The sequence below is a fragment of the Agromyces sp. PvR057 genome, assembly GCF_040547485.1.
Lineage (GTDB): Bacteria > Actinomycetota > Actinomycetes > Actinomycetales > Microbacteriaceae > Agromyces.
Genome location: NZ_JBEPPT010000006.1, coordinates 146,275 through 166,446, shown reverse-complemented (window position 1 = coordinate 166,446; position 20,172 = coordinate 146,275). Strand labels below are relative to the sequence as shown.

Sequence of the window (20,172 nt, the reverse complement as noted above, 5' to 3'; positions counted from 1 at the left end):
AGTCATTTCATACCATCGGGCCCCTCGTGAACCCCCCTTGCACACTGGCACCAGTTAGGGGGACAGGCCGAATGAACGGTTTTTCCGGACGGTCGGATCCGGTCGTTTCCGGAAGCCGTTGGCCGGTCGCGACTGCTTTGCTTTTGCACAGCGCGAGCACGCCTCGCGGAGAGTCGTGGGCGTCACCATCGTCCGGCACCGACCTCGGTCGTCCGTCGATCACCCATCGACGCATGGGTGATATGCCCCATCGACGCCCGGCGTTCCACCACCTGGACTTGAGCTCGACGATCGCCGCAGAAGCGAGCGTCGGAACCATCGGACCGTCGGAAGGAGCGGACGTGGCGATCCTGCGGAAGTTCCGAGAGCAGCGCGGAGCCATGGCATCCGGTGCGGTGCTCACCACCGCCGCGCTCGCGCTCATCACGATGGCCGTGCTCTCCGAGGGGTTCCGCACCGCCGAGGTCGAGCTCAACGACGGCGGCGTCTGGGTGACGAAGTCGAGCGACCTGCTCATCGGGCACCTCAACTTCCCCTCCCGGGTGCTCGATGCCGGCCTGCGGGCGAAGGACCCCGACTACGACGTGATGCAACAGGGCGACACCGTGCTCGTGCACGATCGGGTGACGTCGACGCTGGCACGCATCGATCCGAGTGCGGTCGCGATGCCGGGCGAGGGCGTGCTGCCGCCGGGGGCCGAGGTCTCGGCGGGCGGCGGGGTGGTCGCCGTGCTCGATGGCGGGGCCCTCTACGTCGTGCCGGTGACCGCGGTCGACGCGCTGAGCCTCGAGGAGTCGGAGCCCGTGGCCGAACTCGGCGACGGGGCGGCCGTCGCGGTCGGACTCGACGGCACGGTGCATGCGGTCTCGCGCGAGCGGCATCGGGTGTCCAGCTACGCGAGCTCGGAGTCCGGCGCGGTGGGCGCCGCCGGCGCCTTCGCCGAGGTCGGCCACACCGATCTGCCCGAGTTCGCCCGCGACGCCGACCTGCAGATCTCGGCGATCGGCGGCGGTGCCGCGGTGTTCGACGCCGGCTCCGGCTCGCTCCTGTTGCCGGGCGGCGCCGAGGTCGCGATCGCCGGCGGAGACGGAGGCGTGCTCCAGCAGAGCGCCCAAGACGCCACGACCGTGCTCGTCGCGACGTCCGACTCGCTCGTCGAGGTGGCGGTCGCGGGGGGCGAGCCGACCGAGACCGCCGTCGGGGCCGTGGGGGACCCCGCCGCGCCGGTTCGGCTCGCGGGCTGCTCCTACGGTGCCTGGTCGGGTTCGGCCGCCTACCTCCGCGAGTGCGTCGGCGAGCGCAACGACAGCTCCGGCGTCGTCGAGGGTGCGCTCGCCGACGCCGAGCTGGCGTATCGCGTGAATCGCAACGTCGTCGTGCTGAACGACGCGCGGAACGGCGGCATCTGGCTCGTGACGCAGCAGATGCAGCTCGTCGAGAACTGGGACGACGTCGTGCCGCCTCCCCAGCAGGAGGCCGAGGAGCAGGAGGAGAACGACGAGAACCAGGAGGCGCTCCCCGAGCGCAGCGAGGAGAACCGGCCACCCGTCGCGGTCGACGACGAGTACGGCGTTCGAGCGGGGCGCACGACCGTGCTGCGCGTCACCGAGAACGACAGCGATCCCGACGGCGACCTGCTCTCGGCCGCGGTCAGCGGTGACGCGCCCGGCGAGTTCGAGCAGATCGTGCCGGTGCTCGGCGGTGCGGCGCTCCAGGTCACGGTCTCGCCGAACGCGACGGGTTCCCTGAGCTTCTCGTACACGGTCGACGACGGTCGCGGCGGCACCGATGACGCCCGGGTGACCGTGAGCGTGCGGCCCCCCGGCACGAATTCCGCCCCCGAGCTCGTGAAGCCGCAGACGATGAGCGTCGAGGCGGGGGCGACCCTGCCGTACGACGCGCTGCAGGGCTGGCGGGATCCCGACGGCGACGACGTCTTCCTCGTCTCGGCGAGCACGGAGGACGGCGACCAGGTGACCGCGCGCCCCTCGGGCATCGTCGAGTACGCCGCCGTCTCGGGCACGCCGGGGCTGAAGCAGGTGCAGCTGGTCGTCTCCGACGGCATCGACCAGGCGGATGGGGTGCTCCGCGCCGACGTCCGAGCCGCGGGAAGCCTTCGCCCCATCGCGAACGCCGATCGCGCCTCGACGACGGCCGGCACGCCGGTCACGATCCGACCGCTCGCGAACGACACGAGCCCGTCGGGCCAGCCGTTGCGGCTCGCCAAGCACGATCAGCCTGCGGGCACGACGATCGTGCCCGACTTCGAGTCGGGAACGCTCACCTTCACCGCGCCGAATCCGGACGTCTACTACGTGCAGTACCTCGTCACCGACGGGCCGTCGCAGAGCGCGGGGATCATCCGCATCGACGTGCTTCCCGGCGGGGCATCCGATCAGGCCCCCGTCGCCGTGCGCGACCTCGCCCTCCTGCCGGCCGGGCGATCGACCCTCGTCGACGTGCTCGCGAACGACAGCGACCCCGCGGGCGGCGTGCTCGTCGTGCAATCGGTGCAGGTGCCGGCGAGCGCCGGCATCTCGGTCGAAGTGCTCGAGCATCGCGTCGTCAGGGTCACGGATGCCTCGGGGCTCGGCGCGCCGGTCGCCTTCACGTACGTCGTGTCGAACGGGGCGCGCTCGAGCGTCGGCGAGGTCCTCGTGCAGCCGGTGCCCTTGCCGGCCACGTTGCGGCCGCCCGTGACCGTCGAGGATCGTGCCACGGTGCGCACTGGCGACGTGGTGACCGTCGACGTCGCGGCCAACGACTACCACCCCGACGGCGATGCGCTCACGCTGCGCGGCGAGCTCGTCGCCCCATTGCCCGATGCGACGCTCGGCGCGGCCTTCGTCTCGGAGGGGCGCCTGCGCTTCACGGCGGCCGACGCGGCCGGCACGGCCTACGTCACCTACGAGGTCGAGGACTCGCAGGGCAACCGGACGGCCGGGTACGTGACGATCCAGGTCCTCGCACGCGACGACGCGAACAACCGGGCGCCGAGGCCGCAGCCGCTCACCGCGAGGGTCATCGCCGGCACCACCGTGCGCATCGCCGTGCCGCTCGACGGCATCGACCCCGACGGCGATTCGGTGGAACTCGTCGGTACGACCGACGCGCCGGGCAAGGGGCGCGTCACCGTGGGCGACGGATGGCTGAACTACGAGGCCTATCCGGGTTCGAGCGGCACCGACGCCTTCGGCTACCTCGTGCGGGATCGCCTGGGCGCGACGGCCGAGGGCACCGTGATCGTGGGTGTCGCGAACCCGAACTTTGCCAACCAGGTCCCCTACGCGGTCAAGGACGTGGTGCTCGTGCGCCCCGGCCGTGCGATCGCCGTGCCGGTGCTGGCGAACGACAGCGACCCAGACGGCGACCGCATCGCGCTCGTCGCCGATCGGCTCGAGGTCGCCGACGGCCTCGTCGCCGTCACGGCGAAGGACCGGGTGCTCGTGACCGCCCCCGACGAGGCGGGCGAGTACTCGGTGCAGTACCGCGTCGCCGACCTCTTCGGCGCGGAGGCGGTCGGCTCGCTGCTGGTCACCGTGGATCCCGAGGCGCCGCTGCGCGCGCCGATCGCCCGCGACGACCGGGTGCGCCCGGTCGAGGCGATCGGGCAGAAGACCGTGCAGGTCGCGCTGCTCGAGAACGACGAGGATCCCGACGGGGTCGCCGCCGACCTCGACGTGCGGGTCGACGACGAACAGACGAGCCTGCTCGCCGGCGGGATCGCGAAGATCGCGATGACCCCGCAGAGCCGGATCATCCGGTACACCGTCACCGACCGCGACGGACTCGAGGCGAGCGCGTTCGTCTTCGTGCCGGGGGCCGACGACCTGCTCCCGACGCTCGCGTCGGACGAGCCGCTCGAGGTGACGAGCGGCGAGCGGCTCGACATCGCCCTCGCCGACGTCGTGCGGGTGCGTGCCGGACGGGTCGCCCGGGTCGCGACCGCCGACGTCTCGACTGCCCACTCCGACGGATCCCCGATCGTCGTCGACGAGCACGCCCTCGCCTACACCTCGGCGAAGGGGTACTACGGACCCGACGCGATCGGCCTGCTCGTGACCGACGGCGAGGGACCCGACGACCCCGACGGGCGCCAGGCCTTCATCTCGATCCCGATCCTCGTCGGGCCCGCCGAGAACGTGTCGCCGACGCTGCTGAACGCGACCGTGCAGGTCGCGCCGGGCGAGGACGCGGTCGAGCTCAACCTGCGCAAGCTCTCGAGCGACCCCGACGAGGGCGACCTCGATCGGCTGACCTATCGGGTGGTCGGCGACGTGCCCTCGGGGTTCACGGCCGACGTCGACGGGCAGCGGCTGCGTGTGCGCGCCGGGGCCGAGGTGGAACGAGGCGGCACCGGCACCGTCACCGTCGAGGTGAGCGACGGCGCGTCCGCCCCCTCGACCGGCACGATCGCGCTGACCGCGGTGGCCTCGCAGCGGGCACTGCCGGTCGCGAACGACGACGTGCTCGCCGACGCCCATCAGGGCACCGCATACGACGTCGACGTGCTCGCGAACGACGTGAACCCGTTCCCCGAGACCCCGCTGAAGGTGGTCGGAGCACGGGTCGACAGCGGCTCCGGCACGGCGAGGGTCGACGGTTCCCAGGTGGTCGTCGAGCCCGCGGCCGACTTCGTCGGCACCATGCTCGTGTCGTATCGCATCGCGGATGCCACGGGCGCCCCCGAGCGGCAGGTCGAGGGCCGGGTCCGGCTCACCGTGAAGGGCAAGCCCGCAGCGCCGGGGACCCCCACCGTGACCTCGATCCAGGACCGCACGGTCGTGCTCTCGTGGTCGCCGCCGGCGAACAACGGAGCGCCGATCACGGGCTACACGGTGACCTCGTCGAAGGGCGACACCCGATCCTGCGCCTCGACGACCTGCACGATCGACGGGCTGACGAACGACGTCGACTACACCTTCGCGGTCACGGCGACGAACGAGGTCGGCGTCTCGCCGGCGTCGCCGCAGTCGACGGTCGCCCGGCCCGACGCGCGCCCGGACACGCCCGCTGCGCCCCTGCTCGTCTTCGGCGACGGCACCCTCGCGGTGTCGTGGACGACGCCTCCGAGCCGGGGGTCGGCGGTCGCCTCGTACACGCTCGAGATCTCGCCGGCGCCTCGGACGGGTGCCATCCAGAAGGCCGGCGTCACGGGCAACGCGCTCACCTGGGACGGTCTGGAGAACGGCGTCGCGTACCAGGTGCGCATCAAGGCGCACAACAAGGCGCCCGAGCCGTCGGAGTGGAGCACGTACTCTGCGTCGATGATCCCGGCGGGGTTTCCGGATGCCCCGGGCCAGCCCGTCACGAGCCCGTCGACCCCCGTGGGCGGCCAGGCGCAGATCGCCGTGAGCTGGGCGGCGCCGGGCAGCGCCAACGGCGACGCGGTCGCCGACTACAGCCTCACGGTGAAGCGGGGCGGCGCGGTCGTCTCGACGCTCACCGTCGCCGGCACGAGCCAGAACGTCACGGTCGACACGAGCGAGTCGGACTACGCCTTCTCGGTGACCGCGCGCAACAAGGCCGGGTCGTCGGCAGCGAGCGCCGACTCGGCGCCGAGGCGCGCGGCGAACGCACCGGGAGCGCCGGCGACCGTGACCGCGACGCCCGGCGACGGCAGCATGAACGTGACGTTCGCGCCCGGGCCGTTGAACGGCAACCGGGCCGGCGAGATCACGTACCGCTATCGGCTGAGCACCGGCGCGCAGGGCACGCTTCCCGCGGGCGGCGGCACGCTCGGCGGACTCTCGAACGGCACGGGCTACACGGTCGCGGTGTGGGCCACGTCCGCGGTCGAGGGCGTCGCACCCGGGCCCGAGACGGGATCGAACGCGGTCGTGCCCTTCGGCCAGCCGATCATCACCCTGCAGGCGATCAATCGCCTCGACGGCGGCGTCGAGTTCCGTTGGAACGTGAACCCCAACGGCAGCGCGCTCACCTCGCAGAGCCACGGGGTGGACGGGGGCGGCAACGGTGTCTGGGCTCAGGCGGGGATGGGACCGAACCAGACCTCGACGCTGACCGTGAGCTACGGCAATGCTGCCGGAACCGTCAGCCAGACGTGGTCGGGCCAGTCGAACGACAAATCCGGGTGGGTGACTCGCGGGGGCAAGGACGGCAACGGCAAGGACATCTTCGTCCTGAACACCAGGAACTTCGACGCCGGAACGTACGAATTGCACTGCTTCGGTGATCAGAGCGGAGGCTCGTACTCCTCGAGGACGGTCTACGTGCCCGCCAATGGCGCCGTCGACGGATGCAGCGGCGGATGGTCGACGGGCTGGGTCTACATCGAGGTCGTCGGTTACTACACCACCCCACACACGAACATCCCCTGATCGGGCCACGAGGAGACGAGACATGACCATCACCCAAGACCAGACCACGTGGTTCGCGCAGACGTTCCAGCGCCTGAGCGACAACGTCGGCCAGGCGGTGCTCGGCAAGCCGGGCGTGATCCGGCTCGTGCTCACCGCGCTGCTGGCCGAGGGGCACGTGCTGCTCGAGGACGCGCCGGGCACGGGCAAGACGCAGCTCGCGAAGTCGCTCGCGGCGACCGTGCAGGGCACGAACAACCGCATCCAGTTCACGCCCGACCTGCTGCCGTCGGATGTCACGGGCATCACGGTCTACGACCAGGACACGCACAGGTTCACGTTCCACCCCGGACCGGTCTTCGCGTCGATCGTGCTGGCCGACGAGATCAACCGCGCGAGCCCGAAGACCCAGTCGGCGCTGCTCGAGGTCATGGAGGAGGGGCGCATCACGGTCGACGGCACCCGCCACGACGTCGGTCGCCCGTTCATGGTGATCGCCACGCAGAACCCGATCGAGCAGGCGGGCACGTACAAGCTGCCGGAGGCCCAGCTCGACCGGTTCCTCATCAAGACGAGCATCGGCTACCCCGATCTCCAGGCGGCCGAGGCCATCCTCGCCGGCGCCTCGGTGCGCGACCGCTCGTCGATCGTCTCCCCCGTCGTGACGATGGCGGCCATCGCCGAGATGGCCGACCTCGTCGCGGACGTGCACGTCGAACCCGCGGTGCTGCGGTTCACCGCGCAGCTCGCCGAGGCGACCCGCCAGGACCGCCAGACCAAGCTCGGCGTCTCGGTGCGCGGCTCGCTCGCGATGATCCGGGCCGCGAAGGTGTGGGCGGCCGCCGAGGGGCGCAACTACGTGCTGCCCGACGACATCAAGGTGCTCGCGATGCCCGTCTGGCAGCACCGCATCGTGCTCGACCCCGAGGCCGAGTTCGCGGGCGTCGACACGGGCGAGATCATCGCGCGCGTGCTCGCCGAGGTCGCCGCCCCGCAGACGCGGAGCACGGCGGCATGAGCTCAGCCGCCGAGCGGCGGCCCGGTGCCCCGAGAGCCGCGATCGTCGAGTCCGGGCGCGCCGTGGCCGATGCCGCGTCCGTCGCGTCGTCGCGGATCGTACGCACGATCGGTGCGTTCCTCACGGCGATCGGCCGACGCCTCGCCGTCTGGGGATCGGTCGCGACCCCGTTGGGGTGGACGTTCGTCGTCGCAGGGGCTGGCGCGGCGCTCCTCGCGTTCGCATTCGGATGGCGGGAGCTGATCGCGGCATCCGTCGTCGTCGCCGTGCTGCTGCTCGTCGCGATGGGGTTCATCGTCGGGCGCAGTGCCTATCGGGTCTCGATCGACCTCGCGGATGCGAGGGTCGTCGTCGGGGATCCGGCGTTCGGACGGCTCGAGATCGCGAACCCGGGTCGCCGCCGGATCCCGGCGGCCGACCTCGAACTGCCCGTCGGTGTCGGACGGGCGAGCTTCCGGGTGCCGACCCTCGCCGCCGGCGAGGAGCGCGAGGAGGTGTTCCGCATCCCGACGCAGCGGCGCGCGGTGCTGCAGCTCGGGCCGGCTCGCTCGGTCAGGCGGGACCCCCTGCGGCTGCTGCAGCGCAGCCTGCGGCTCGGCGTCGCGACCGAGCTCTTCGTGCACCCGCGGACCGTGCGGCTCGAGAGCGCCTCGACGGGGTTCCTGCGCGACCTCGAGGGGCTGCCGACGCGCGACCTCTCGAACGACGACGTCGCGTTCCACGCCCTGCGCGAGTACGTCGCCGGCGACGACCTTCGGCACGTGCACTGGAAGTCCACGGCACGCACCCAGCGGCTCATGGTGCGCCAGTTCGAGGAGACCAGGCGTTCGCAGCTGGCGGTCGTGCTCGCGACCCGCGAGTCCGACTACCTCGACGACGAGGAGTTCGAGCTGGCCGTGTCGGTCGCCGGTTCGGTCGGGCTGCAGGCTCTCGCCGAGGGCAAGCAGGTCACCGTGCTCGGCGCCGCGACCGCGATGCCGGCCGAGCACCCCAGACGCCTGCTCGACGGGCTCTCGGGCGTCGAGCGCAGCGACCGGGGTGCGCCGGTAGCCGAGATCGCGCGCACCGTCGCACGAGAGGTGCCCGGGGCATCCGTCGTCTTCGTCGTGTTCGGCAGCGGGGTCGCCCCTGAGCACATGCGCGCCGTCTCGGCTGCGCTGCCGACCTCGGCCAGGGCTTTCGCGGCGCGGGCGGCGCTGACCGAACAGCCGAGCCGGCGCAGCGTCGGCGCCCTCGCGGTGCTGACCGTTCCCGAGCTCGACGACCTGCCGCGGGTGATTGCGAGGGCCGAATCTTGACCGACGCGTCGACACGCCCCGCGGGCCGGGCGCTCGCGGACACCCTGATGCCGGCCGCCGGGATCATGGCGCTCTGCCTGCTCGCCATGCTGCCGCTGAACGGCGTGTTCACGGGGGCTGGGCTGTGGATCGTCGCGCTCGCCGGGGTGCTCCTCGGTGGCGGGATCGCCGTCGTCGCGGCGCTCCGAGGGTGGGGCGTGCTCGTCGTCGCCGCGCTCGCCGTCGGCACCTACTTCGCGTTCGGCGGGGCGCTCGTGCTGCGCTCGACGACCGTGCTCGGCGTGCTGCCCTCGCTCGACACACTGCGCGAGCTCGCACTCGGGTCGGTCTTCGTCTGGAAGCAGCTGCTCACCGCCTCGACCCCGGTCGTCGGGTTCGAGGCGATGCTGCTCGCGCCGTTCATCGCGGGGCTCGCGGTGACGGCGCTCGCCGTCTCGCTCGCGCTGCGCCTGCGGCGACCGGCATGGGCGGTGCTGCCACCGACGCTCCTGCTGATCTTCTCGATCGCCTTCAGCACGTACGAGGCGTGGCAGCCGGTGGCGCTCGGGGCCGTGTTCGCCGGACTCGCGGTGGTCTGGCTGGTGTGGGTACGCCGCGGCCGCGGCGGCGGCGAGAACCTCGCCGAGCCCTCCGCCGACCGGGTGCCGGTCCGCACGACCGCGCTCGCCGCGGGATCGATCGCCGGCGCGCTCGTGATCGGCCTGACGGCGGCCGCCCTCGTCCAGCCGCCGGTCGAGCGGGTCGTGCTGCGCGACCTGATCGTGCCGCCGCTCGAGGTGCACGACTTCGCGAGCCCGCTCACCGCGTATCGCAAGTACATGACCGACGGCGAGGACTCCGACCTCTTCACGATCGAAGGGCTGCCCGCGGGCGCATGGATCCGGCTCGCGACGCTCGACCAGTACGACGGCATCGTCTACCGCGTCTCGGGCGACGGATCGGCGGGCGGCGGCTCGTTCGAACGGGTCGGCCGAGCGATCGCGAGCGACGTCACGGGTGACCGGGCGACCCTCTCGGTGCGGGTGCAGGAACTTCGCGGGGTCTGGCTTCCGGATGTCGGTGCCGCCACCTCGATCGACCTGCACGCCGGGGCGGGTGCCGGGGCGGCGAACGAGCAGCTCCACTACAACGTGTCGACCGGCACCGCGGTGCTCACGGGCGGCCTCGCCGAGGGAACCGAGTACTCGGTCGACGCCATCGTGCCGGCGCAGCCCGACGAGGACCGACTCGCGGGCGCGTCGGTCGCCTCGCTCACCGTCGCCGACCCGCAGTTCGTGCCCGAGGCCGTCGGTGCGTTCACCGCCGACGTGACGGCGGGCGCGAGCACGCCGTTCGAGCAGTTGACCGCCATCGCGACGGCGCTGCACGAGGAGGGCTACTACAGCAACGGGCTCGAGGGGCAGGTGGCCTCTCGCTCGGGCCATCGGTCCGAGCGCATCGCCGCCCTGCTCGACGGCGAGCAGATGATCGGCGACGAGGAGCAGTACTCGGTCGCGATGGCCCTCATGGTGTCGCAGCTCGGGTATCCGGCTCGCGTGGTCATGGGGTTCAGGCCCGAGGCGGATGCCGCGACGGGCGCTGCGATCGAGGTCACCGCCGCCGACGCGAGCGTCTGGGTCGAGGTGCCGTTCGAGGGGCTGGGCTGGGTCTCCTTCGACCCGACGCCCTCGAAGGATCGCGTGCCGCAGCAGCAGGTGCCGCAGCCGGAGCAGAAGCCCCAGGCGCAGGTGCTCCAGCCGCCGCCCCCGCCGGAGGCGCCCGTCGAGCTCCCACCCGACCCGCCGGTCGAGGAGGCGCACGATCAGGAGCAGCCGGTCGACCTCGGCTGGCTCTGGGCGACCTTGCGCTGGACCGGCATCGCGCTGGGCGCGCTCGTCCTGCTGCTCGGTCCCGCGATCGCCATGGCGATCGCCAGGGCGTCGCGTCGGAGGCGTCGTGCGGGCGCTCGCCGTCCGGTCGACCGCATGAGCGGCGGCTGGGCCGAACTCCACGACACCGCGCTCGACCACGGCGGGCCGCTTCCCGCCGGAGCGACCCGTCGCGAGCAGGTCGCCGTGCTCGACGCCCGCTTCCCGGGCCAGGCGTACGAGGCGTTCGCCGCGCGCGCCGACCGTGCGGTGTTCGGCGTCGCGGACCCGAGCGCGGGCGAGGTCGACGGGTACTGGGCCGACGTGCGCACGGCGACCAGGGGGATCGCGGCCACGGCCGGGTGGCGTGCCCGGGTGCGCGGGTTCCTCTGGCCGCGGTCGGTGCTGCGGGACCTCGGCGCCCGCCTCGGGCGGCGACCTCGGACGGGAGACGGCCGCACGCGGCATCCGGAGTCCCGCGGACCCGCAGGGGCGACCGTCGCAGGAAGGCAGGAACCGCGTGGGTGAACCGGTGATCCAACTCGAATGGGGAGCTGCCTCCGACCGGGGGCTGAAACGCAAGGCGAACGAGGATTCGTACCTCGCCTCGCCGCCGGTCTTCCTCGTCGCCGACGGAATGGGAGGGCACGAAGCCGGGGCCGTCGCCAGTGCCGCCGCCGTCGGAGCCTTCGCGCGGCTCGCGGGCCGCGAGTCGGTCGACCTCGACGAACTCGAGGCCGCGTTCGCGGTTGCCGTGCACGAGGTGCGGTCCATTCGCACCGCACGCCGTGCACCGGGGACCACGGTCACCGGCGTCGCCGTGTCGGAGCATCACGGCGAGGCGTACTGGATCGTGCTCAACATCGGCGACAGCCGCACGTACCTGCTCTCAGGGGGGCGACTGCGGCAGGTGAGCGTCGACCACTCCGCGGTGCAGCCGCTCATCGAGGCGGGAGTGATCTCCGAGTCCGAGGCCGAGCGGCATCCCGAACGCAGCGTCGTGACCCGGGCGGTCGGGGCGGGTTCACTGGCCCAGCCCGACTACTGGATGCTGCCGGCCACGCGCGGCGACCGCCTCCTGCTCTGCTCCGACGGGCTGACCAAGGAGGTGGCGGTGACGCGGATCGCCGGAGTGCTCGCCGAGGAGGCGACGCCGCAGTCGGCCGCCGACCGACTCATCGCCGAGGCGCTCGCCGGCGGTGGCCGAGACAACGTCACGGTCGTCGTGATCGACGCGCTGAACGTCACGGCGACCGAGGACGACCCAACATCGCCGGCCGGTTCGGAGGCCGTCGACGATGACACCAGGCCCCGCTCCGAGCTGGGGCGGGAGAGGATCTGAGATGGCCAGATATGTGATCGGAGATCGGTTCGCCGTCGTCGTGCCCGGGGCGGCGGGGCTGTTCGCCCCTGGCATCGCGCCGGCGACGCTGGAGTCGATCGCGGACGCGATGCGCCGGGGCCGGGGGCTCGGCGGGGTCGTCGAGGTGCTGTTCGGAGCGCACAGCGGAAGCCTCGCCGACCTCCCCGACTTCGCGCTCGTCTTCGCGGACGGCGACCATGCCCGCGTCGCGGTCCGGGGCGTGCTCACCGTCCGGGTCGACCGTGCCGAGGCCGATCCGGTCGAGATCGATGGGGGCTCGGCGGCCAGCTGGGCGGAGCAGCTCGTCTCAGGTGCGACGTCGGCTCGCCTCGGTGCGCCGACGGATGCCGCGACGCTGCCCTTGCACGACGGCATCGCGCCCGCCGGCGGGGTGTCGGTGACGGTGGGGCACCACGCGCCGACCGGGCTCGCGCCCGAGTCCGCGCCCGAGTCCGAGTCCGAGTCCGAGTCCGCGCAGGCTGCGGCCGGTGCGTTCGCCCCCGTGGCGGCGCCCGTGCTCCCAGCGGAGGAGGAGATCGTCGAGGATGTGGCCCACCTCGCCGTCGCCCAGGCCGCAGACCTGCGCGCAGACCTGGCCGCAGACGAGACGCGCACCGGCGAGACGACGGTCGACGAGCTTCTGCCCGAGGCCGGCGCCGCGTCCGAAGCCGCGTCCGCGGGCGCGTCTGCCCCGGCCATCGATGCCGAACCGGCCAACCGTGACGACGAGTACGACGAACTGCTCTTCGGTGAGACGCGCATGTCGACGATCGAGGATGCCGCGGTGCGCACCGACCCCGACGCCGGGGACCTCATCGCCGGGCTTCCGGCGTTCGCCTCGGCGGAGCGACCGACGGCGGACCCGGCGCCGACCGCACCCGGCACGTTCGACGTCGACGAGGGCGATCACGACGGCGAGACGATCTCGGCCGAGGAACTCCGCGCGATGCACGGCGAGGAGGAGCCGATACCGGGGGTCGTCGCGGCATCCGCCCTGGCGTCCTCGACGCTCGTGCTCTCGACCGGTGAACGCTTCACGCTCGACCGAGGTGCGGTCATCGGTCGCCGGCCCCGACTCAATCGCGTGCTCGGCGGGCAGGCGCCCCACCTCGTCGCCGTACCGAGTCCGAACCAGGACGTGTCGCGTGCCCACCTCGAGATCAGGGTCGAGGGGAGCCACGTGCTCGCCGTCGACCTCGACACCACGAACGGCAGCCGCCTGCAGCGCCAGGGGCAGGAGCCGAGGCGCCTGCATCCCGGCGAGGTGACGTTGCTGGTCGCGGGCGACCGGATCGACATCGGCGACGGCAACGTGCTCTCCTTCGAGGGGCTCGCATGAGCCCCCGTCCGCCGTCGACACCGCCTGAGCTTCCGGGCTTCACGTTCCTCGAGCTCATCGGCTCCGGCGGCTTCGCCGACGTCTTCCTCTACGAGCAGCAGTTGCTGCGGCGCCGGGTCGCGGTGAAGGTCCTGCTCGCCGACAAGCTCGGCGAGGCCACCATGGCGAGCTTCAACGCCGAGGCCAACCTGATGGCCCAGATCGCCACACATCCCGCGATCGTCTCCGTGTACGAGGCGAGCATCTCGCGCGACGGGCGCCCCTACCTCGTCATGGAGTACTGCTCGAAGCCGAACCTGCAGGCCAGACACCGTCGTGAGCGGTTCTCGGAGGCCGAGACGCTCCGCATCGGAGTGCAGATCGCGGGCGCCGTCGAGACGGCGCACCGAGCGGGGATCTTCCATCGCGACATCAAGCCCGCCAACATCCTCGTCACCGACTACGGCCGCCCTGCGCTCACCGACTTCGGCATCGCCTCGACCGTCGACGCCGAGGAGCAGGCCGGCATGTCAGTGCCCTGGTCGCCGCCAGAGGCGTTCGCCGCCGTACCGCGCGGAGACGCGCGGAGCGACGTCTACTCGCTCGCGGCGACGCTCTACACCTTGCTCAGCGGGCGCAGTCCGTTCCAGCTGCCCGGCGCTTCGAACGGCCAGATCGACCTCATGTCCCGCATCCAGACGATGTCGGTTCCCGCGCTCGGACGTGCCGACGTCTCCCCCGCGCTCGAGGCGGCGCTGCGCAAGGCGATGTCGAAGTCGCCGGGCGACCGTCACGCCTCGGCGCTCGACTTCGGGCGCTCGCTGCAGCGTGTGCAGGCAGAGCTCGGAATGCAGCCGACCGTGCTCGACGTCGTCGACGACGAGGAGCACGCGCTCCTCGACGACGACGAGGACGACGGCCTCACCCGCATCTCGAGCGTGGTGACGATCGAGGCCCAGGCTCCGCGAGCCGCACCGCCGGCATCCGCGCCCTCCACACCCGCTGCGGCCGCCGCGCCGTCGGGTGCGGCGCCGTCGGGTACGAGGGCCGGGGAGGCGACGGATGCCACGATCCGCCGTGGCCCGACGGCGCCGCCCGACGCGCCCGACGAGCTCGACGCCACCATCCACCGTGGTGGCCACGCGGCACCGGGCTTCTCGGCCCCCGCAGCACCGCCCGTGGCCGACACCGCGCAACGGCCGGTCGACGTGCTCCAGCCCGCCACGGCATCCGCACCGCCCTCGCGTCGACGTTCGCGTGTCGGAGCGCTCATCGCGATCGCCGCAGCCGTGCTGCTCGGCGGCGGCGCGGTGCTCGCGTTCACGCTCAGCGGCGGCACCGCGGGAACGAGCGCGGAGCCCTCGAGCGAGGCGCCGGACGCGCCCGTCGACGCCGTCGAACTCGAAGCCGTGCCTGGGGTCGCGGAGCTCGTCGGCACCGCCGCCGGCGCGGAGGTCGCCTTCACCTGGACGAACCCGGACCCGCAGCCCGGCGACACGTTCCTCTGGCGCGCCGTGGTGCCGGGCGAGGACACCGCCTACGCGTCGACCGAGGAGACCGCCGCGAGCACGCCGACCCAGGCTGGAACGACCTGCATCGAGGTGCTGCTGCGCCGCGAGAGCGGACGAACCGCCGACGAGCCCGTCGAGGGGTGCGTGCCGTGAGCGTCGGGGACGCCGTCGACAGTGCGGTCGAGGCCGACGAGGCGGACCGCCCGACGGCCGTCGCCGTCGAGTACTGCGGCGAGTGGTTTCCGATCGCGGAGGGCGGCTCGCTGACGATCGGGCGCGACGCCGACCTCGTGATCGACGAGAACCCGTTCCTGCACCGGCACCTGCTGAAGATCAGCGAGTCCGACGGCCTGTGGCTGCTCGCCAACGTGGGTTCCCGGCTCTCGGTGACCGTCAGCGATGCCGCCGGACGCCTGCAGTCGTGGCTCGCTCCCGGGGCGAGGCTCCCGCTCGTGTTCGGCCGCATGAGCGTCGTGTTCACGGCGGGCCCCACGACCTACGAACTCAACGTGCACACCGCCTCGCCGCCGTTCGCCGAGACCTCGAGCGCGAGCCCCGACGGGGTCACGACGGTCGGGCAGCTCACCCTCACGGTGTCGCAGAAGCTGCTCATCCTCTCGCTCGCCGAGCCGATGCTCCAGCGCGACGGCAGCGGCATGGGGGAGATCCCGACGAACGCCGCCGCCGCCCGCAGGCTCGGTTGGTCGTCGACGCGGTTCTCGCGAAAGCTCGACAACGTCTGCGAGAAGTTCGAGCGCATCGGCGTGCAGGGGCTCCGCGGCGACTCCCGGTCGTACGCGACCAACCGACGGGCGCGACTCGTCGAGTACGCCGTGTCGGCGCGACTCGTCACCCGGGTCGACCTGCCGCTCCTCGACCAGCCGCAGCCCCCGGAGGCCATGCAATGAAGCTGAAGCTCACGCTGCACCGTTCGTCGGGTCCGGTCGACGTCGCCGTGACCGCCGACGCCACGGCCACCGTCGCGGACATCGCCGCACTCCTCCTCGAGGGCGACCCGGGCACCCCGGTCGGCGGCTCCGCCACGCCGTCTGGGGGCATGGCCGGGCTCCGCGTGCTCGAGGGCGGCGGTGGTCGTTCGCTCCCGGGCAACGCGCTCATCACCGAGGCCGGGCTGCGTTCGGGATCCCACGTCGAACTCGTGGTGCAGGGCGAGCGCTTCGTCGACGCCGGTGCCGACCGCGGAGCCCCGGCCGCGTTGCTCAGGGTGCTCGTCGGTGCGGACGCCGGCCGGGAGTACCCGCTCGTCAGCGGCGCGAACACCGTCGGGCGCGATCGAGACGTCGACGTGAGGTTGGACGACCCCCTCGTGTCCAAACGCCACGCCCGCATCAACGTGGCCGAGTCGATCGAGATCATCGACCTCAACTCCGCCAACGGCGTCATCATCGGCGGGGGACAGGTCACCCGCGCGCACCTCGAGACCGACGTGGCCGTGACGCTCGGCGACACCGTGTTCTGCGTGGTGCCGTTGCGCGCCGCGGCACGGGAGTCCCACCTCTCCGCGAGCGGCGTCGTCGAGCACGTGCGGTCGCCGCGCGTGGTCCCGGCGGTTCGGTTCGAGCCGCTCGTCGCTCCGACCCCGCCCAAGTTGCCGCAGCCGCAGCGATTCCCGTGGCTGGCCCTCGCGGCCCCGCTCATCATGGGCGCGGTCATCTGGGCCATCACGCAGCAGTTGCTCGGCGTGATCATGATGGGCCTCAGCCCGATCCTGCTCGTGGGCGCCTACTTCGACCAACTGATGGGCGGTCGCCGGCAGTTGAAGGAGCAGCGCCGCGTGTTCGACGAGTCGATGCTGCGCCTCGACGAGCAGGCGCGCGACGCGCACGAGCGCGAGCGCCGCGTTCGCCGGGAGGAGACTCCGGCGACCGTGTCGCTCGAGCGGGCCGTCGAAGTGCTCGGCCCCCTGCTGTGGACCGAACGCCCCGAGCACGCCTCGTTCCTCGCCGTGAACCTCGGCCTCGGCAGCGACCGGTCGAGGACCGTCATCGAGCTGCCCTCGACCAACGAGACCGTGCCGGAGTGCTGGGAGCAGCTCATCTCGGCGCGGCGCGAGTACGCGACGATCACAGGTGTGCCGGTGGTCGCGCAGCTTCGGCGCACCGGTGCGCTCGGCGTCGCGGGGCCCGCGCCGCGCACCGCCGACGCGGCCCGATCGCTCGTCTTCCAGCTCGCCGCGCGCCATTCGCCCACCGAGCTCGCCGTCGCCGCCCTCGTGGCCCCGGCGACGAGGGCGGACTGGGCGTGGCTCAAGTGGCTGCCGCACACCGGATCGACTCACTCGCCGCTCGACGGTGCGCATCTGGCCGAGGATCCCGCGACGGCGGCGGCGCTGCTGGCCGGGATCGAAGGCCTCATCGATGCCAGGGCCGAGGGGCGATCGCCGTCATTCCGCGGCCCCATCGATCCCGAGCACCGTGAGGAGCTGCCGGCGCCGGTGCTGCCCGCGCTGCTCCTCGTGGTCGAGAACGACGCGCCCGTCGATCGGGCCAGGATCACCCGGATCGTCGAACGCGGAGCGGATGCCGGGGTGCACGTGGTGTGGTGCGCCGCCCGCGTCGACCTGCTTCCGGCTGCGAGCAGGGCGTTCCTGCAGCTCGACGAGACGCCCGACGGGGTCGCCGGACTCGTGCGCGAGGGTGATCGGGCGACGCCGATCGAGGTGTCCCTGCTCACCGCCGATCGGGCCGAACAGCTGGCCCGCGGTCTCTCCGCCGTCGTCGACGTCGGCGCGCCCGAGAATGACGAGTCCGACCTGCCACGCGCCGTCGCGTATGCCGACCTCGCCGGTCGGGAATCGCTCGACCAGGCGTCGAGCGTCATCGACCGCTGGCGCGAGTCCGGCTCGTTGGCGCCACGCGACGGCGAGCCCGCCGGGCCGCGGCGCCACGACGGCACGCTGCGCGCGATCGTGGGATCGGGCGGGGTCGACGCGCTGTACCTCGACCTCCGCCGCGACGGCCCGCACGCCCTCGTCGGCGGCACGACGGGTGCCGGGAAGTCCGAGTTCCTGCAGACCTGGGTGCTCGGCATGGCCGCGGCCAACAGCCCCGACCGGCTGACCTTCCTCTTCGTCGACTACAAGGGCGGCGCGGCCTTCGCCGACTGCGTGAAGCTGCCGCACACCGTCGGCCTCGTGACCGACCTGTCGCCGCACCTCGTGCGCCGGGCGCTCACGTCGCTGCGCGCCGAGCTCAGGCATCGCGAGCACCTGCTGCAGCGCAAGAAGGCGAAGGACCTCATCTCGCTCGAACGTACGGGTGACCCGGAATGCCCGCCCAGCCTGGTCATCGTGGTCGACGAGTTCGCGGCGCTCGTGCAGGAGGTGCCGGAGTTCGTCGACGGAGTGGTCGATGTCGCGCAGCGAGGCCGGTCGCTCGGCCTGCATCTCATCCTCGCGACCCAACGCCCGGCCGGTGTCATCAAGGACAATCTGCGCGCGAACACCAACCTGCGCGTGGCACTGCGCATGGCCGACACCGAGGATTCGGTCGACATCCTCGGCGAGCCGCTCGCCGCGCACTTCGATCCGGGGGTCCCCGGTCGTGGCGCGGTGAAGACGGGCCCGGGGCGCATCCGTGCCTTCCAGACCGCGTACGCCGGCGGGTGGACCACCGAGGTGCCCCCGCGGGCCCGGATCGACGTGCGCGAACTCGGGTTCAGCGCGTCGACGCCCTGGGAGCGGCCGCAGACGGCGGTCGTCGAGCGTGAACCGCAGGGACCGAACGACATCGCCCGCATCGTCGCGACCATGCAGCGGGCGGCCGTCGACGCCGGGGTGCCGGAGCCGCGCAAGCCGTGGCTCGACTCGCTGGCACCCGTGTACGACCTGCGTCGTCTGCCCAACCGCCGCACCGACGAGCAACTCCTCATCGGCGTCATCGACCAGCCCGAGTCGCAGTCCCAGCCTGCGGCGTACTACGAACCCGATCGCGACGGGAACATGGTCGTGTTCGGCACCGGCGGGTCGGGCAAGAGCACCGCGCTCCGCACGATCGCCGCCTCGGCGGCCGTGACGACCCGCGGCGGCCCCGTGCAGGTCTACGCGCTCGACTTCGGATCGGGCGGCCTGAAGCCGCTCGAGAAGCTCGCCCACGTCGGCGCGGTGATCTCGGGCGATGACGAGGAGCGGGTGGCACGGCTGCTGCGCATGCTGCGCGACCTCGTCGACGACCGGGTGGCGCGCTATGCACGCGTGAACGCCGCCACCGTCGGCGACTACCGGACGCTCGCGGGCAGGCCGGACGAACCCCGGGTGCTGCTGCTCATCGACGGCATCGGGGCGTTCCGCGAGCAGTACGAGTACGGTGCGGGACAGGCCTCCGCCTGGTTCCAGGCGTTCACCCAGATCGCCAACGACGGCCGCGCCGTCGGCGTGCACGTGGTCATGACCGGTGACCGGGCCAACGCGGTTCCGACGGCGATCGCCTCGACCGTGCAGCGGCGCATCGTGCTCCGACTCGCGAACGAGGAGGAGTACCTGCTGCTCGGCGTGCCGAAGGACGTGCTGAGCCCGGCATCTCCGCCCGGACGCGGCATCCTCGACGGGCAGGAGGTGCAGCTCGCGCTGCTCGGCGACGCAGCCAACCTCGCCGCGCAGGGCCGTGAGCTCGAGCGCCTCGGCGACAGCATGCGCCGCGGGGGCGTGGCCGCGCCGCCGGCGGTGCGGCGCCTGCCCGAACGCGTGCCGCTCGACGGGCTGCCGCTCGACGCTCGGGGGTGGCCGGTGATCGGGCTCGACGACCTGTCGCTCGAGGCCGCGGCGATCGAGCCGCGCGGTGCCCTGCTGCTCAGCGGCCCGCCCGGGAGCGGTCGCACGACCGCTCTCGCGACGCTCGCCACCGGCATCCGTCGTTCCGCATCGGGCACCGGGCCGGTCACGACCGTGCTGCTCGCCCCGAGGGCCTCTGCGCTCACCCGTGCCGGCGGATTCGACCGGATCGCGAGCGACCCCGAAGCCGTCGCCGAGCTCGCGGCAGAGTACGCCGCACGACTCGAGACGGATGCGGCCTCGGTCGGCAGACTGGCCGTCTTCGTCGAGGCGGTCACCGACTTCACGGGCGGGTCGGCCGAGTACGAGCTCGACCGATTCATCAAGGCGACGGTCAGGGCCGACCAGCTCGTCGTCGGCGAGGCCGAGAGCTCGACCTGGTCGCAGGCCTACACGCTGGCGCAGCCCTTCAAGGCAGGCCGCCGCGGCATCCTGCTCGCCCCGTCGGAGATGGACGGCGACATGCTGCTCGGCACGCCACTGGGCCGCCTTCGCCGGAGTGATTTTCCTCCTGGCCGCGGATTCGTCATCGTCGCCGGACGTGCAACGAAGGTGCAGATCGGCGAACCGTCGACGGTGGGGGTCATCGCATGACGCCCGTCGACCGATCCGTGGGCATGGGTGTCATCACCCATCGACCGCCTCGCGAGCCGTCAATAGTTTTGCCTCATCGCATCAGCGTGATGCAAGGAACCGATCCCCTCGCAG

9 protein-coding genes are annotated in these 20,172 nt (G+C 72.5%); all 9 read left to right on the top strand.

Annotation, left to right across the window (positions count from 1 at the left end; all coding sequences use genetic code 11):
- Nucleotides 1-341: 341 nt before the first annotated feature.
- The 9 genes from ABIC29_RS18190 to ABIC29_RS18150 are packed head-to-tail and all read left to right on the top strand — an operon-like array spanning nucleotide 342 to nucleotide 20,058.
- Complete coding sequence (locus ABIC29_RS18190; protein ID WP_354247765.1) at nucleotides 342-6,341, top strand: Ig-like domain-containing protein; 6,000 nt, start codon at nucleotides 342-344, stop codon at nucleotides 6,339-6,341.
- A 22-nt stretch (nucleotides 6,342-6,363) separates the two neighbouring features.
- Nucleotides 6,364-7,338 (top strand): AAA family ATPase, encoded by a 975-nt coding sequence (locus tag ABIC29_RS18185; protein WP_116086037.1) that lies wholly within the window; start codon nucleotides 6,364-6,366, stop codon nucleotides 7,336-7,338.
- The gene (locus ABIC29_RS18180; RefSeq protein WP_116086039.1) at nucleotides 7,335-8,636 is read left to right on the top strand and encodes a DUF58 domain-containing protein; all 1,302 of its coding nucleotides are present in this window, start codon (nucleotides 7,335-7,337) and stop codon (nucleotides 8,634-8,636) included. The genes ABIC29_RS18185 and ABIC29_RS18180 overlap by 4 nt, the downstream gene beginning before the upstream one ends.
- The gene (locus tag ABIC29_RS18175; protein ID WP_354247761.1) at nucleotides 8,633-11,011 is read left to right on the top strand and encodes a transglutaminase TgpA family protein; all 2,379 of its coding nucleotides are present in this window, start codon (nucleotides 8,633-8,635) and stop codon (nucleotides 11,009-11,011) included. The genes ABIC29_RS18180 and ABIC29_RS18175 overlap by 4 nt, the downstream gene beginning before the upstream one ends.
- Nucleotides 11,004-11,825, top strand: a complete 822-nt coding sequence (locus tag ABIC29_RS18170; RefSeq protein WP_116086044.1) for a PP2C family protein-serine/threonine phosphatase — start codon at nucleotides 11,004-11,006, stop codon at nucleotides 11,823-11,825. The genes ABIC29_RS18175 and ABIC29_RS18170 overlap by 8 nt, the downstream gene beginning before the upstream one ends.
- 1 nt (nucleotide 11,826) lies before the next feature.
- Nucleotides 11,827-13,185 (top strand): FHA domain-containing protein, encoded by a 1,359-nt coding sequence (locus tag ABIC29_RS18165; RefSeq protein WP_354247759.1) that lies wholly within the window; start codon nucleotides 11,827-11,829, stop codon nucleotides 13,183-13,185.
- Nucleotides 13,182-14,828 carry a serine/threonine-protein kinase gene (locus tag ABIC29_RS18160; protein WP_354247757.1) on the top strand — a complete coding sequence of 549 codons (1,647 nt, stop codon included), beginning with the start codon at nucleotides 13,182-13,184 and terminating at the stop codon, nucleotides 14,826-14,828. Before ABIC29_RS18165 ends, ABIC29_RS18160 begins: the two co-directional genes overlap by 4 nt.
- The gene (locus ABIC29_RS18155; RefSeq protein WP_354247754.1) at nucleotides 14,825-15,583 is read left to right on the top strand and encodes an FHA domain-containing protein; all 759 of its coding nucleotides are present in this window, start codon (nucleotides 14,825-14,827) and stop codon (nucleotides 15,581-15,583) included. Before ABIC29_RS18160 ends, ABIC29_RS18155 begins: the two co-directional genes overlap by 4 nt.
- Nucleotides 15,580-20,058 carry a type VII secretion EssC family protein gene (locus ABIC29_RS18150; RefSeq protein WP_354247751.1) on the top strand — a complete coding sequence of 1,493 codons (4,479 nt, stop codon included), beginning with the start codon at nucleotides 15,580-15,582 and terminating at the stop codon, nucleotides 20,056-20,058. The genes ABIC29_RS18155 and ABIC29_RS18150 overlap by 4 nt, the downstream gene beginning before the upstream one ends.
- Nucleotides 20,059-20,172 lie beyond the last annotated feature (114 nt).

What these genes read in the sequence shown, in the direction of transcription:
- ABIC29_RS18185 (WP_116086037.1), top strand. Translation starts at nt 6,364, where the DNA reads ATGACCATCACCCAAGACCAGACCACGTGGTTCGCGCAGACGTTCCAG.
- ABIC29_RS18180 (WP_116086039.1), top strand. Translation starts at nt 7,335, where the DNA reads ATGAGCTCAGCCGCCGAGCGGCGGCCCGGTGCCCCGAGAGCCGCGATC.
- ABIC29_RS18165 (WP_354247759.1), top strand. Translation starts at nt 11,827, where the DNA reads ATGGCCAGATATGTGATCGGAGATCGGTTCGCCGTCGTCGTGCCCGGG.
- ABIC29_RS18160 (WP_354247757.1), top strand. Translation starts at nt 13,182, where the DNA reads ATGAGCCCCCGTCCGCCGTCGACACCGCCTGAGCTTCCGGGCTTCACG.
- ABIC29_RS18150 (WP_354247751.1), top strand. Translation starts at nt 15,580, where the DNA reads ATGAAGCTGAAGCTCACGCTGCACCGTTCGTCGGGTCCGGTCGACGTC.